This is a genomic window from Saccharibacillus brassicae, assembly GCF_006542275.1.
GTDB classification, from domain to species: domain Bacteria; phylum Bacillota; class Bacilli; order Paenibacillales; family Paenibacillaceae; genus Saccharibacillus; species Saccharibacillus brassicae.
Map to the genome: position 1 here is coordinate 1119771 of NZ_CP041217.1, position 15391 is coordinate 1135161.

A 15391-nucleotide genomic window follows, 5' to 3' on the forward strand; every position below is an offset into this window, starting at 1 on the left:
TGTGACTCAGAAAGCAGGCAAAACGACGTCTTCGAACATGGCGAGGGTCCGGTCGGGGACGCCTTTTTTGACGTTAAAAAAAGACGCGTTTTCCGCATGGGAAAACGCGTCCGAACCGGTAAGAAGTCGGTTTTGGCGGAAGACGGCTTCGATCCGCAAAGCCCGAAAATCTTGAGGCATCCGCCGATGCCCGGAAGGCTGTCCGTCTGCTTGCGTGCCTATTCCCCGACTTCGATCTCCACTTCATGCGGCCGGTAGACCGCGGTAACCGCGCCCGAAGCGTCCGCCGCGAACAGCACGGAACGTTCGCTCTCGAGCATGAACTCGTACACTTTGCCGCTCGCGCGGTCGCGGACTTTGATCTCCGTGTCCCAGGCGTATTCGGATACGAATACGTACAGGCTGCCGGCTGCAAAGTTCAGCTTGCGGCCGTACACGCCGGCCAATTCCCCGCCGGCCAGCCAGTCCAGGTCGTCGACGACGCCGGCCTGCTTCGCGGCGTAGCGGTACAAGGCGGCGATCGGCTCGTCGCCTGATCCGAGTTCGAGCGGCAGCGGGCTCCAGATCAAGCGCCCTTTGCCGTTCGGCACGTCGAGTACCGCGTCCGCCCGGCCCTGAGCGTCGGCCGGCACTTCCTTGAGCGTCTCCGCGATGCGGCGCCCGCCGAACGAGACCGGCAGGCGCGCGCCGTCAAGCTCCAGCATCTCTTCGCGCCGCACGTTCGACAGCGTACGGATGCCGAGCAGCTTGTCGGCGCGGTCGGACTCGTGCCAGTAGGCGTCGAGTCCCGCCGGTCCGGTCACGACAAGCGTCGCCTGCGTCGTCTTGGCGATGCGCAGCAGCTTCTTCATCGAATCTTCGTCCATGTTGTGCGGACTCGGCAGCAGGATCAGCTTGGCCGGATGGGACTTGAGGCTGTCGAGCCGGTATTCGGACACGGCCCGGAAAGGCAGCTTGAGCCCGTACGTCAGCACCCGCGTCAGCCGGTTCGTGCTCTCGACCGCGAACGAACGGTTCGAGAAATCGTTCGAATACGGGAATACGGCCGCCACTTCTTCCAGGCGGCGTCCCTGGAACAGGTCGCGCACCTGCGCCATGAAGCTGCCGAAATCGTACGAGACGTCCGCTTCCGGCTTCTCCGTGCCGTCGGCGCGCAGCGCGCCGATATGCGATTCGTTGGCGTTATCCATATAGAAATTGGTATTCCAGATCCACTGGATCGCGCCGGCGCCGCCCGTCGAGAAGGCGTACGCGTATTTGCGTTCCAGGAAGTTGCGCAGCTCGGCTTCGCTGCGCTTCGCCCGGCCGTCCGGCGTCTCCACGTACATGATGCCGGTCTCCTGAATCACGTTCGGCTTGTCCGGCGTCTTCGTGAATACGCCGTCCCAGACAAGGCTGTCGTTCAGCCACCACGAATGTACCGTCGTGTAATCGACCGCATCTTCGTAGAACAGCGGCGACGGACGCTGCGCGCCGAGCGCTTCGTCCTGCCCGACGGTCACGAGATGATCCGGGACCAACTGCTTGATCGACGACGTCAGCTCGGCTGCCCAGGCGCTGTGCATCTCGACCGAGAACAGCGAATAATCGAGCCAGCGCGTGCCTTTTTTGCCTTTGTGCATATCCTGCACGTCGAAGTTGATGTCGGCGAACTCCGGCACGGCCGCCGCTTCGAACGACGGCAGTTCGGCCGGCGTCATATTCCAATGTTCGCGCAGCTCGTGAATGGAGCCGTGGCGGTGCTTGAGCCAGGTCACGAAAGCGGCCCGCTCGTATTCGTCATGCAGCGAACGCGGCCCGTTCGAGAAAATCTGCAGCGGATCGAACATCGAAGGTTCGTTGATCAGGTCCCAATCGACGTGCGTCGTCCGTGTATGGCGGCTGACGATCGAGCGGATAAAGCGCTTCTGCGCTTCGACGCTCTGCGGGTCCAGGTACGGATTCTTGCCTTCCCACGTCTCCGGCGTGAACGAGAAGAACGTGAACGTCACATGCAGCTTATGCTTCGCAGCCGTCAGCAGGAACGCGTCGATCGCGCGCAGCACTTCTTCGGACGCATGCCCGTCGACCTGCATCACATTGCGGTACGCGGTCCAGATGCCGGTCCGAATCCAGTTGATGCCGGCTTTCGCCATCGCCGCCATATCGCGGTCCCAGACGGCCGCGTTCGGCAGGAACAGGAATTTGCGCGCCACGTCCGACGTCATATACGTCATGCCGACGATCGGCAGCGGACGTCCGTCCTGAACGAAATAATCGCGGTTCGCCGAGATCGGGCTGCCGGAAGAGAGCAGATGCTCGTCCTGCCCCCAGAAGCCCTGCTTCAGCACGCGTACTTCGCCTTCCGGCGATTCGGCGGCGCATGTGACGAGATACAGTCCCGGCCCGACGTCGAACGCCAGCGGAATATTCAGCGTGGTCCAGTCGTACGTGACCGGCGCCGCGATCTCGCGCGCGAACGCTTCCGAGCCGTCCGGCGCCGCGACGCTCAGGCGGAACGTCCAGACATCCGGCGCCTGCTGCGCCGCTTCGCCGTTCGGCCGCGCAGCCGCCTGCGGCGCTTGGCCCGCGCCGGCTTTGGCGATCCGCTCGACTTTGCCGCCGGTAATCAGCCGGCCGACGTCTTCCTGCCCCGCAAAAGCCGGCAGATTCGCCGGCAGCCCGGCGCGCCGGATGATCTGCGCGCGCAGCGTCAGCCGCGCGCGCTCGCCCGGCTCGTATACCGCGCTGCGGGTCGCAAGCGACAGCTCCGCGGTCTCCCGGGCGCAGAACGCGGCCCAGCGGGCCAGTGCTTCAAGCCCCTGCCCTTCGGACAGCGACGCCGTCAGCGGACGGTTCACGAAGATCCAGCGCGAGCCGGCGAAGGCGCCTCGCACCTGCTCCCACAGCACGACCGGCGCCGCGATCGGCCGGTCCGACGCATCGTACGCCCGCAGCAGCGGCGTGATGAACGTGCTCATCGTGCCCGCCGAGCCCATCTGCTCCGGCAGATCGGCGTCGCGGGTCGTATGCGGCACCAGATTCCAGGTGCCGACGCTTGCTCCGGGCGAGTCCGCGCCCGGTTCGGAGCCCGCAGCGGAGCCCGGCTCCGCGCCGGCTGCTCCGCCGAACAGGATCTCGTCGCCGCGCAGCAGCGGCCGCTCCGGCGAAGCTTCCAGGCGGACCGCCCGGGAAGCGTCCACCGGCAGCGCTTCATGGATATGCAGCTGCTGGTGGTAGCCGGTCTGCTCCGGGCCGATCCGCCAGCGGCCGCTTTCCTGTCGTACCGGACGCTTGAACGGCGCGCCGCCGACGCTCAGCAGGCCGCCGCCTTTTTGGAGAAACTTCAGGATGCTGCTCCAGGCGCTCTCCGGGAAATACGGCGCATGCAGATTGACCAATACGCCGTTTCCGTCGCCGCAGCGATCGTTCAGGGCGTCGCCGAGATCGGCCGCGCTCGTCACGACGCCGTACGCGCCAAGTTCTTTCAGGCTCGGCAGCGGGCCGGAAGCCGGAAAGCTCGGATCGCGGAAAAAGATCACCCGTCCGTTCACCGGCTCCGCCGCTTTTTTCAAATAAGTTTCACTCACAGGATGCCCTCCTTCATCGATTTGTACACAAGCTGCGAGAACAGGCTGTTCGACCAGGCGAACCATTTGCGCGTAAACACCGTCGGGTCGTCCACATGGAACCCTTCGTGCATATAGCCGGTGTCCGCATCCGTGTTCTCCAGCATGGCGATCAACTCAAGCTTCTCTTCCTTGGTCTGTGCCGTCAAGCCCTGCATCGAAAGCGCCATATGCCAGACGTAATTCGGCGGGGTGTGCGGACTGCCGATTCCTTTTGCCGCCGTGCCTTCGTAATAGAACGGATTTTGTTTGCTCAATGCGAAGCGCCGCGTATTTTGGTAAATCGGATCGTCGGCGCTCGTGTAACCCAGGTAAGGAATCGACATAAGCCCCGGCGTGCCGGCGTCGTCCATCAGGCAGTGGTTGCCGAAGCCGTCCGTCTCGTACGCATAGATCGGCCCGAACTCCGGATGGCGGTACACGCCGTACAGCGCGATGCCCCGGTCGATTTCCTGCTCCAACTTTTGGAGTTCGCGCACATAATCCTGATCCCGGAAAATCCATTCGAAAAACTCCTGCATCTGGCGCAGCGCCACGACCGCGAACATATTGCCCGGGATGTTGTAATGAAAATCGCACGCGTCGTCGCTTGAGCGGAAGCCGGACCAGACCATACCCGTGTAGTTGACCGGCATGCCGAGCCCTTTGTTTTGCAGCGTGTCGTGCGCAATGCCGTTATCGCGGCCGAAACGGTACGGAGACTGCTCCATATGATACTGCTCGGTGCGGAACACCTTGACGATCTCTTCCATGGCTACGCGGAAATCTTCGTCGAAAATGTCTGTCAATTCCGTTTCCTTCCAATAAAGGTAAGCCAGACGCACGACGAAACAGAGCGAGTCGATCTCGAACTTGCGCTCCCACACCCACGGGGACATCTCGGTGCCGTCGTTTTTGTTCCAGTGCCAATCGTTGGCCGATTCGTTGAACGCGTTGGCATAAGGATCGATCCGCACGTATTGGACATGGCGCTTGATCAGCCCGCCGATAATCCGCTGAAGATCCTTGTCTTCTTTGGCAAAAGGAATGTAATGCACCACCTGCTCGACCGAGTCCCGCAGCCAGCTGGCCGGAATATCGCCGGTGATCACGAACGTCGTCCCGTCGTCCATAAGCTTGGTCGTCGTCTCCAGCGTGTTCGGAAAACAGTTCTTGAACAGTTGCAGCAGCTTGGGACGGTGCGCCAGCTCTTTGTCCGCCTCGTCCAGCACGGCCTGCACCGCCTGCGGCAGTTCGAATTTGGGCATCGGGATTTTGGGAAGTCTGAATTGTTCCAAGAGAATCGCTCCTTTTTGGGAAAAGATTGAAGGTGCTCGTGCGATTTATGCGATTTGCATGTTCGTTCGTGCGAATTGTCTGCTGCTTTATGCGACGTATGTGCTTGTTTGCGCGACTTGCCTGCTGCTTTATGCGACGTACGTGCTTGTTTGTGCGAATTGTCTGCTATTTTGCGCGACTTGTCTGCTGCTTTATGCGACGTGCGTGCTTGTTTGTGCGACTTGTCTGCTGCTTGATTCTTACTGCTTTCCGCTTTCTGCTTTGAGCTTTCCGACTCCTGCTTCCTGCTTCCTGCTTCTTGCTTCTTGCTTCTTGCTTCTTGCTTCTTGCTTCTTGCTTGCCACTTTTCGACTCTTCCGAGGAAATGTTGTCTTTTTGACCACATTTTCCGCTTGAAAGCTCTTTTTTTATCAAAATGTTGCTTTTATGAACACATTTTTGGCGAAAAAAGCGAAAATCGGCGAGGATGCGCTCAAAATGTTGACTTTATGATCACATTTGTATGAATCCGGCCTTTTTAGCAGCAAAATGTTGACTTTTCGATCACATTTGCCGGATTTGGGTTTGATTTTGTGTGGCTTTGGTTTGATTTTTGCTGGCTTCGATTTGATTTGGTTTGGCTTGGTTTTTGCTGGCTTCGATTTGGCTTGGTTTTAGTTTGGTTTGGTTCGGTATTGATTTGCTTTGATCCAATCCAATCCAATCCAATCCAATTTGATTCTATCCGGTTCGACCCGGTTTGCTCTGCTCGATTCGCCGGATTCGCGGACCGATCCCCGATCCCTGGCCGCTTCAACCCAAAACCGGCGCGCCGCAGCAACCGGTCCGGCCGTCAAAACGGCTGTCGGATTACTGCGGAGCGCCGGCGAATGAAGCAAAGGGACCGAAGCGAACGCAAGCCGGAGTCCGGTCCGATTCGGGTCTAGCTCCGCCGGATCAGTTTGACCGTCTTGATCTCGTACGGCTTGAACGTGAGCCATACGGCGGCGTTCTCGAGCAGCTCAAGCTCTTCGCCGTCTTCTTCCAGCGCGCCGGACAAGAACGCCCGCTCGAAGAGGTGACGCCAGTTCAGTCCGACCGTCTCGCGGCCGCCCGCCGACTCGTACATCCGCACGATGATGCCGGTTCCGTCTTCGGCCGGCTTGACCGTGTCCAGTATAACATGCTCGCCCGTGAAAATAATCAGCGACATCGAAGGCGGCAGATGGCCGGCGTGCGCAGTCGTCCGCACGACCGGGAGCTCCTGATTGAGCGCCGCGGCGGCCTGCACCGTATCGGCATCCACCCAGCTGCCCGCGTGCGGATACAGCGAATACGTGAAGTCGTGTTCGCCCAGATCCGCCTGCGTATCCGGCCATTTCGGCGCCCGGAGCAGTGACAGGCGAATCGTGCTGCCCTGAATGTCGTAGCCGTATTTGCAATCGTTCAGCAGGCTGACGCCGTAGCCGCGCTCGGAGACGTCGGCGAACCGGTGTCCGCACACTTCGAACTGCGCCTGTTCCCAGCTCGTATTGCGATGCGTCGGCCGCTCCAGCGAACCGAACGGAATTTCGTAGGTCGCTTTTTCCGCCAGCACGTCGACCGGGAATGCCACTTTGAGCAGCTTGTGCGCTTCGTGCCACGAGACGTGCGTCTTGAAATCGATACGGCGGTCGTATTTGTACAAAATCAGATCCTGTTCAATGATCGATTCGCCCAGCTTCCAGCGGAAGCGCAGCACGTCGCGCACGCCGCCCGAAGTGACGACCGAACGTTCCAGCAGCTCGGCCGCGCCCGCAGGCTGCTGCTCGAACCGCGGATCGATGTCCCACGCATCCCACTGCGTCGGACGGTCATGGAAGAACTGGAAGACGTTCGCCGCTTCGCCCGGCCGGATCACTTCGCGCTCCGCCTGCTTGTCGATCAGCGAGACGATCTCGCCCCGGTCGTTGAACGTCAACGTGTAATGCGGTGTCTCCCAGACGTCCGGGAACCCGTCTTCCGCAGCCAAGCCGGCGTGCGGCGCGATCGCCGATTGTGCCGGAAGAGCCAAGTCCGGAAGATCCGCGTCCGGACGGTCCGATACGGAGGACTTCGTTGCCGCCGGGAACTCCGATTCCGCCGAGAGCGCCGAAGCGTCTGCCGCTTCCCGCAGGGAAGACGCCGATTGTTCGCCCGCTCCCGCTCCCGCAGCCACTCCCTCTCCCGATCCCGCTTCGCGCAGCCAGATCGTGGTGTACCCGAGCGACGGAATATGCGGCACGTACACGGTCAGGCTTGCGCTGCCTTCGTCGTAGTCGGCTTCCAGAGGTTCGCCTGCCGAGTCGTAGGCTTCCTGCCCGGCCGCCTGTTCGATCGTGACGGACGCGAAGCGATTCCAGCCGAGGCTGTTGAAAATGACGTACGGCGTGCCTTCACCTTCGGTATGAATCCGCTCCGTCAGCGACTGCGTGCCGATATCGAGGCTGCGGCTGCCTTCGGCGAATACTTCCGCGTATTCCGCGTCCGACGTCTCGTACGTTTCCGTGATCGCCGAACCCGGAATAATGTCGTGGAACTGGTTGAGCAGGATCAGCTTCCAGCCCCGGTGCAGCGATTCCAGCGCTTCGCCGTAGCCGGCATGGGTGCGCAGGGCCGGCAGCGTGCCGTCCGCTCCCAAACTGAGCAGTTCGCCGCGCCCGGCTTCGCCAAGCCCGGCCGGTACTTCGCCGTCAGACTCCGCCGTATGCGCGATCTCCAGCGCTTCCATGCCCACGATTTCGTCCGCGCCCGCCGCCAGCACGTTCCACAGTTCCGCTTCGCGGTACAGCACTTCCGCTTTGCGGTTCGCCCGCTTGTTGTAGGCATGCGTCGTATACGTGCCGCGGTGCAGCTCCAGGTACAGGTCGCCGCGCCAGACCGGCAGTTCCGGCTCCGCCTGGCGGATGCCGTCGAAGAACTCCGCCGCCGTGCCGTAGCGGCTCGAAGGCTGGCCGACCATCAGCTCGGCGCGGTCGATATACTCCAGCATCTCGCGCGTCACGCCGCCGCCGCCGTCGCCGTGCCCGTACAGCAGCATCTGCTCGGGATGTTTGTCTTTTTGCCGGTAGGACTGCCAGTGTTCGTGCACGTCTTTGGGATGCGTGTGCTCGTTGACGCCGTGGTTCAGGTAGGACAGGATCGGCGTTCCGTCGATGCCGACCCAATGGAACAGATCGTACGGGAACACGTTCGTATCGTTCCAGTTCAGCTTCGTCGTCATGAAATAGTCCACGCCGCCGTGCTTGAGAATCTGCGGCAGCGACGCGCAGTAGCCGAACGTGTCCGGCAGCCATTCGATACGCGAGATTTTGCCGAATTCTTCCTGGTAGAAGCGCTGTCCGTACAGCATCTGGCGCATCAGCGATTCGCCGCTCGGGATGTTGAGATCCGGTTCGACCCACATGCCGCCGACCAGTTCCCAGCGCCCTTCGCGAATCCGGGCTTTGACCCGCTCGTACAGTTCGGGATCGTTCTGCTTGAGAAAATCGAACAGGATCGGCTGGCTCTGCGTGTACAGATAATCCGGATATTCGCGCATCAGCGTATCGACGCTCGAGAACGTGCGGCTCGTCTTGCGCACCGTCTCGCGCACCGGCCACAGCCAGGCGATATCGATATGCGACTGGCCGACCATGATCTCGCGGCCTTCGGCGTTGTTGCCTCCGATCTCGAGCGTACGGGTGCGAAGCTGCTGTTCGATGTTCGATACCGCCGCGCCTTCGCGCACGTCCGCTTCGTTCAATCCGGTAAAAGCATCCATCGCGCCGTGCAGAGCTTCCATCAGGCGCACGCGGCGGAAATCGGTGTCCGGCAGCAGCGCCGCCGAATCGCGCACGACGGTCACCGTGTACATGAGGCTGCGCACCGGTTCGTTCGGCAGCACGAGCAGACTGCGGATCGACGTGATCGGCGGCTTGATCGTCGCCTGCCGGTTCAGCGGATCGTGGGGCTCGGGAATGATATCGAACATTTCGATTTCGAGTTCCGGCGTCCGGCCGACATGCTTGAGATCAAGCGTGGCATACGTATGGTTGTCGTCGATGCCCTGATACGAAGCGCCGTTCACCCGCAGCAGCCCTTCGCCGCCGGAATCGAAGATCAGCCCCGCGGTGTCCGCGTTCCAATCTGCCGGCAGTTCAAGCTTCGCGCGGAAGAAATAGGTCGTGCCGTTCTTGCTCGGAAAAGGATTCAGTTCTTTGCCCTGCGGATACGGCTCGACCCCGGTATATTGGCCCGGCAGACCGTAGGTCGACCGGGTAATGTCCCAACTCTTCAGTTCTTCCTGACGCAGCCACTGGCGCTGCGACAGCTCATGGATAAAACGGTTCAAACGCTGCATAGCTTCTCATTCCTCTCCGACGATAAAGTCGATACTGTGGGTATCCTGCACATGACGGCCGATCCGCAGCCGGAACAGTCCCGGTTCGACGACCGATACAAGCTCCGGTCCGATATAGCGGAGCTGCTCCGCGCCGATGTCAAAATTCACTTGCCGGCTCTCGCCCGGTTCCAGCCACACTTTCCGAAACCCTTTCAGTTCATTCGCGGGACGGGTCGCGGCGCTGACCGCGTCGGAGACGTAGAGCTGGACGACTTCCGCTCCCGCGCGCTCCCCGGTATTGCGAACCGTTACCGACACGGTCGCACGGCCGCCGGCTTCGATCTCGGCCGGCGCCAGCCGGCTCTGCGACAGCTCAAGATCCGAATACTCGAACGACGTGTAGCTGAGCCCGTAGCCGAACGGATAGCGCGGCTTCGAATCGTCTTCCAGATACCGTTTGCCGCGCGAGCGCTTGCCGAGGTAATGGACCGGCAGCTGCCCGACATGCTTGGGCACCGAGATCGTCAGGCGGCCCGACGGATTGACGTCGCCGAGCAGGATGTCGGCGATCGCATGGCCGCCTTCCTGCCCCGGATACCATGCTTGCAGCAGCGCAGGCACATGATCTTCCACCCACGGCTCCACGACCGGGCGCCCGCCGATATAGACCACGGCGACCGGCTTGCCGGATGCCGCCGCGCTCACTTCGCGGATCAGGTCGAGCTGCACGCCCGACAGCCCCAGCGTCATGCGGTCGATGCCTTCGCCGCAGTCCATATCGCTGACCGCCTCGCCCGTGACCATCGAAGCTCCGGTCCGCAGGTCGATCGTGCCTTCGCCGAAATCGCGGGCGCTCGACCCGCCCATGACGAGCACGACGGCGTCCGCTTCCGCCGCGCATTCCAGCGCCCGCGCGAAGCCTTCGCGCGATTCGCCGCGAATGCGGCAGCCCGGCGCGTACGAGACGCGCTCCGCTCCCAGCCGCTCGGTCAGGCCGCGCAGCACGGTCGCGACGCTCCCTTCCGGCTGCGGCGACGTGTAATCGCCGAGCTGGTTGTAGCCGCGGTCCGCATTCGGACCGATGACCGCCACGCGGCCGGTGCTGCCCGCAAGCGGCAGCACGCCTCCGTCGTTCTTGAGCAGAACGACGCTCTCGGCCGCAAGCGCCCGCGCAAGCCGCACATGCTCTTCGCTGCCGATGATATCGGCGGCCCGCTGCGCGTCGGCGTACGGGCTCTCGAACAGCCCGAGCCGGAACTTGAGCTTCAGCACGCGCAGCGCCGCGCGGTCCAGCACGTCCGCTTCCAGCCGGCCGGCTTCGAACGCCGCCAGCAGATGGCGGCCGAACATCTCGCCGGACATCTCCATGTCGATGCCGGCACGCAGCGATTGCAGCGCCGCGTCTTCGCCGTCTTCGGCCGTATCGTGCCCGGCCGCCAGCATGTCGATCGCGCCGCAGTCCGTAATGACCGGACCGTCGAAGCCCCATTCGCCGCGCAGGATGCCGCCGAGCAGACGCTCGTTCGTCGTGCACGGCACGCCGTCGATCTCGTTGTAGGCCGGCATGATCGAAGCCGCTCCCGCCCGAACCGCCCGCTCGAACGGATACAGGTCGACTTCGAGCAGCTCGCGCCAGCCCATATGTACGGGGCCCGCGTTGCGCCCCCCTTCGGAAGCGCCGTAGCCCGCAAAATGCTTCAGCGTCGCCGCGACGCTATCTCGCGCGTCGAGCCGCTGCCCCTGCAGCCCTTCCACCGAAGCGACCGCCATTTCGCCGATCAGGAACGGATCTTCCCCGAAGCATTCTTCGGTCCGGCCCCAGCGCGGATCGCGCACGACGTCGAGCACCGGCGAATACGTCGCCGCTCCGCCCTGCGCCCGCGTCTCCGCGGCGACCGCCCGGCACATGTCCCGGTACAAGTCGACGTTCCACGTGCTGCCGATCGCGAGCGGCACCGGGAACACCGTGCCTCCGATCGCCATATGCCCGTGCGAGCATTCCTCGCCGATCAAGAGCGGCACGCCGAGCCGCGAATATTCCACGGCGTAGCGCTGGATCTCGTTGACCGCTTCGGCGCCTTCCGCCGGCGACAATCCGGTCGCAAGCGTGACGCCCGTCCACGGATCGGCCCGCAGCGTGCCGTAGAGCGAACCGACGTCGCCCGCGCGCACCTGCTCTTTGAAACTTTCGGTCAATTCCGCTTTTCCGCCCTGGCGCGAGTACGTCATCCAGCCGAACGGCTGAATAAGCTGCCCCACTTTTTCGCGCGCCGTCATCGCGGCAAGCAGCAGCTCCGAGCGCTGACCGGCCGACAAGTCTCTGTTCATCCAGGGTCTCTCCGTCACCGCAACTCTTGTCTGTTCCGTCATGGGCGGTCCTCCTCTTTGGCGTGCGGACGCGCTGCGTCCGCCGTGCTCTTTTTTTCAATCCGAATGTTATTCCGAACTCCGACTTATTCTTTCACCGCTCCGAGGGTCAAACCCTGCACGAAATAGCGTTGGAAGAACGGATAGGCGAAAATGATCGGCAGCGTCGCCAGCACGACCATCGCCATGCGCGCCGTATCCTGCGGCAGCGATTGGAGCGCAGCCATGCTGATATTGCTGTTGGCCGAGTTTTGCTGGATAAACTGCATGCTCGATTCGATCCGCATCAGCATGGACTGGAGCGGCACCAGATTCGGATTGTCGATATACAGCAGCGCGTTGAACCAGTCGTTCCAATACCCGAGCGTGCTGAACAATCCGATCGTCGCAAGACCCGGCAGGGACAGCGGCACGATAATTTTGAAAAAGATGCGGAACTCGCCGGCGCCGTCGATTTTGCCCGATTCGACGAGCGCGTCCGGCACGCTGGTCGCGTAGAACGTACGCAGGATCATGACGTAGAACGCGTTCATCGCGAGCGGCAGCACGAGCGCCCAGATACTGTTCTTGAGCCCGAGCAGCTGCGCCACGATCATGTAGGTCGGGATGATACCGCCGTTGAACAGCATCGTCAAGATAGCGAAGATGGAGAAAAAGCGGCGGTAGCGGAAATTGCGGCGCGAGATCGCGTACGAGTACAGCGCGATCATGAACAGGCTGAGAATCGTGCCGATGACCGTGACCGCGATCGTCACCCCGTAAGCCCGCAGCAGCGTATCGCCGCTCTCGAAGATGTATTGGTACGCGCCGAGACTCCATTTGGACGGAATCAACCGGTAGCCTTCGCTTGCCAGCACGCTTTCGTCCGTAAGGGAGATAATGACGACGAACAGAAACGGAAACACGCACATAAAAGCAAAGATGCCGGCGATCAGGTTGAAAATGACGTTCCATACCGGCGTAATCTGTTGAAAATCTCGGATCGCTTTCGGTTTGCGGGCCATGAAGACACCTTCCTTTCTTGAACTTCCTTATGCAAAAATCGCTTGAGCAATCTGCTTTTTTTAGAACAGCGAGCTGTCTTTGTCGATCCGGCGCACCACGTAGTTCGCCACGATGACAAGCGTGAAGCCGACGACCGATTGATACAGGCCCGCGGCGGCGCTCATGCCGATCTCTCCTGTCGTCATCAGTCCGCGGTAGACGTACGTATCGATAACGTTCGTCACGGCGTACAGCGTGCCCGAGTCTCTCGGCACCTGGTAGAACAGCCCGAAGTCGGCGTAGAAGATCCGGCCCACGGCCAGCAGCGTCATGATCGTAATGATCGGCGTCAGCATCGGAATGGTGATCCGGCGAATCTGCTGCCATTTGTTCGCGCCGTCGATCATCGCCGCTTCGTACAGCGACCGGTCGATGCCGAGGATTGCCGCCAGATAGACGACGCTGTTATAGCCAACCATTTTCCACAGATTGACGAAGACGAGAATATACGGCCAATACTTCGGATCCGAGTACCATTGAACCGGCTCCATGCCGACCCAGCCCAGCATCTGGTTCAGCAGGCCGCGGTCCATGCTCAGGAAGCTGAACACAAAGTAGCCGACGATGACCCAAGAGAGGAAGTACGGCAGGAACATGCCCGTCTGATAAATTTTCGACATTTTCCGGCTGACCAGCTCGGACAAAATAATCGCCATCAGTACCGAGAACACCAGGCCGAGCGCAATGAACGCGATGTTATACAGCAGCGTGTTCCGCGTGATGACGAAGGCGTCTTCCGTACTGAACAGAAATTTGAAGTTGTCCCAGCCGACCCACTCGCTGTTGAAGATGCTTGCCCAGAAGCCTTTGCGGCTGACGCGATATTCCTTGAACGCCACGATCGTGCCCGCAAGCGGCAGGTACGAGAAGAAGAAGAACCAGATCGCACCCGGCAGCACCATGAACAGCAGCACTTTGTTGCGGTTTATGTTTTTCAAAAAGTTTCCCATAGTCGTGTTGCCCTCCTTGTCGCCCCGAAATCGGTATAAAAAGAATCGGGCGTGTGCCTGCCCGCCCGATTCCCGTTTTGGTTTGCTGATCCGAACGCCCCGGCTTGATCACCGGGTCGTTCGCTTGATGGCCCGCCTGTTTATTTGCCGTTTTCGGCTTTCCAGGCGTCGAGCTGCGTCTGTGCTTCGGCCATGACTTTCTCAAGCCCGGCCTGGTTGAACTTCTCGATGGCCTGCGGCAGATACGTTTCCGGATCGACCGTACCGGTCATCAGGGAAGACCAGAACTGCTCCTTGACGTTCTGCACGGCGGCGAGTTCGGACGAGACGTTCTTCGGATCGAAGTTGAAGCTGAGGATCGGCGAATCGACGCCCGCTTCGTTGAACGTTTTGAACTCGTCCCATTTGTTCTCGGGATCGTTCGGGTTCAGGTAGAGCAGCATGTTGTTGCCGAGCGAGTACGACGGCATGTCGTAGTTTTTCGCTTCCGGCAGGTTCTCGACCCGGTTGTCGGCCGTTTTGTTGTAATGCGTGCCTTCGATGCCGGAATCGACCATGTTGCGCAGCACCGGATCGGTGTTCAGCAGATTCAGGAACTCCATCGCTTTCTCCGGGTATTCGGAGTTGGCGGAGATCGCCATCATCGAACCCTGCACGGAGTTGTTCGTGATGATCGCGTCGCTGGCCGGCGTCGAGACGACGGGGTAGCCGTAGCTTGCGCTCCACGAGTTGTCGGCGAGCGGTTGGGTCTGCGCGCGGTCAAGCAGCCATTTGCCGGAAGTCATCAGATCGGTCGTCGAACCGGTCGTGGCGGCTTCGGGAGCGACGTAGCCCGCTTTGTAGTATTTGTTCATCGTGGTCAGCGCCTCTTTCATCTCCGGCGTTTCGAGGATGTTCACGATTTTGTAATCCGTCGTGTCCAGCTTGACCGCCATCGGCAGATTCTGGATCACGTAGTCGTAAGGTACGTACGGCACGTAGTTTTTGTCCATCGCGAACGGCGTAATATCCGGCGCTTTGTCTTTGACCGTCTTGAGCAGCGGCTCCAGGCTGTCCAGCGTACGGACGCCGTCGGTCTTGACGCCGTATTCGTCGGCGACCGTTTTGTTGAAGCGCCACACTTCCTGCTGCGGCAGCTCTTTGTTGGCCGGAATCGCGTAGTTGTGGCCGTCGACTTTGGAGCCTTCGAGGAAAGCCGGGTCGATCGTGTCCTTGATGTCCTTGCCGTATTCGTCGATCAGGCTGTCGAGTTCCATAAACGCGCCTTTGCGCGCATTTTGCACGTAATCGAAGCCGCCGGACGACGTGAAGATGATGTCCATCGGTTCGCCGGAAGCGACCAGTACCTGCATCTTCTGCTGGTAATCGCCCCAGTCGATCATCTTCATCGTAACGTTCGCGCCGATCTTCTCGGCTGTATATTTGCTCACTTCGGTCATGACCTTGTCCACGTCTTTTTGCGGCGTGCCGATCGTGTACCAGATCAGGTCGACCGGATTCTCCGCGTCGCCTTCGCCGCCCGATGCCGCATTCCCCCCGCCGCCTCCGCATGCGGAAAGCGCGAGACTGAGCGCCGCCAACATCGAGATCGCGACCGAACGTCTTTTTTTGCCTTTGTGCATAAAATTGGCCTCCTCTTTTGAATAGCTGTCTGTGTGTGCTGCCTTGTCTTGCCGTAAGAACTATCTTTACTCTAAATCATGAAAGCACTTTCAAAAAGGATTGAAATCCAATATATCGGTGTACAAAATAAAGAAAAGACCGCCCTAAAGGCGATCTCTACCATGAAAATGAAAGATTAATTTACATGAAAATAACATGAA

The 15391-nt window shown here is 60.7% G+C and carries 8 protein-coding genes; all 8 read right to left on the reverse strand.

The window, feature by feature from the left end; all coding sequences use genetic code 11:
• Positions 1–218 precede the first annotated feature (218 nt).
• The gene (locus FFV09_RS04540) at positions 219–3569 is read right to left on the reverse strand and encodes a beta-galactosidase (protein WP_141446575.1); all 3351 of its coding nucleotides are present in this window, start codon (positions 3567–3569) and stop codon (positions 219–221) included.
• Complete coding sequence (locus FFV09_RS04545; protein WP_141446576.1) at positions 3566–4885, reverse strand: glycoside hydrolase family 125 protein; 1320 nt, start codon at positions 4883–4885, stop codon at positions 3566–3568. Before FFV09_RS04545 ends, FFV09_RS04540 begins: the two co-directional genes overlap by 4 nt.
• Positions 4886–5429: 544 nt before the next feature.
• Positions 5430–5579 (reverse strand): hypothetical protein, encoded by a 150-nt coding sequence (locus tag FFV09_RS23680; RefSeq protein WP_170314938.1) that lies wholly within the window; start codon positions 5577–5579, stop codon positions 5430–5432.
• A gap of 229 nt (positions 5580–5808) precedes the next feature.
• On the reverse strand, positions 5809–9225 hold the full coding sequence (locus FFV09_RS04550) for an alpha-mannosidase (RefSeq protein WP_141446577.1): 3417 nt from the start codon (positions 9223–9225) through the stop codon (positions 5809–5811).
• A 6-nt stretch (positions 9226–9231) separates the two neighbouring features.
• Positions 9232–11535, reverse strand: coding sequence for a glycoside hydrolase family 3 N-terminal domain-containing protein (locus tag FFV09_RS04555; protein ID WP_246098468.1), 2304 nt, complete (start codon positions 11533–11535; stop codon positions 9232–9234).
• A gap of 125 nt (positions 11536–11660) precedes the next feature.
• Entirely contained in the window at positions 11661–12578 is a 918-nt protein-coding gene (locus FFV09_RS04560) for a carbohydrate ABC transporter permease (protein WP_141446579.1), read from the reverse strand.
• 60 nt (positions 12579–12638) lie between these two features.
• Positions 12639–13568 (reverse strand): ABC transporter permease, encoded by a 930-nt coding sequence (locus FFV09_RS04565; protein WP_141446580.1) that lies wholly within the window; start codon positions 13566–13568, stop codon positions 12639–12641.
• Positions 13569–13708: 140 nt separating this feature from the next.
• Entirely contained in the window at positions 13709–15190 is a 1482-nt protein-coding gene (locus tag FFV09_RS04570) for an ABC transporter substrate-binding protein (protein ID WP_141446581.1), read from the reverse strand.
• Positions 15191–15391: the final 201 nt, after the last annotated feature.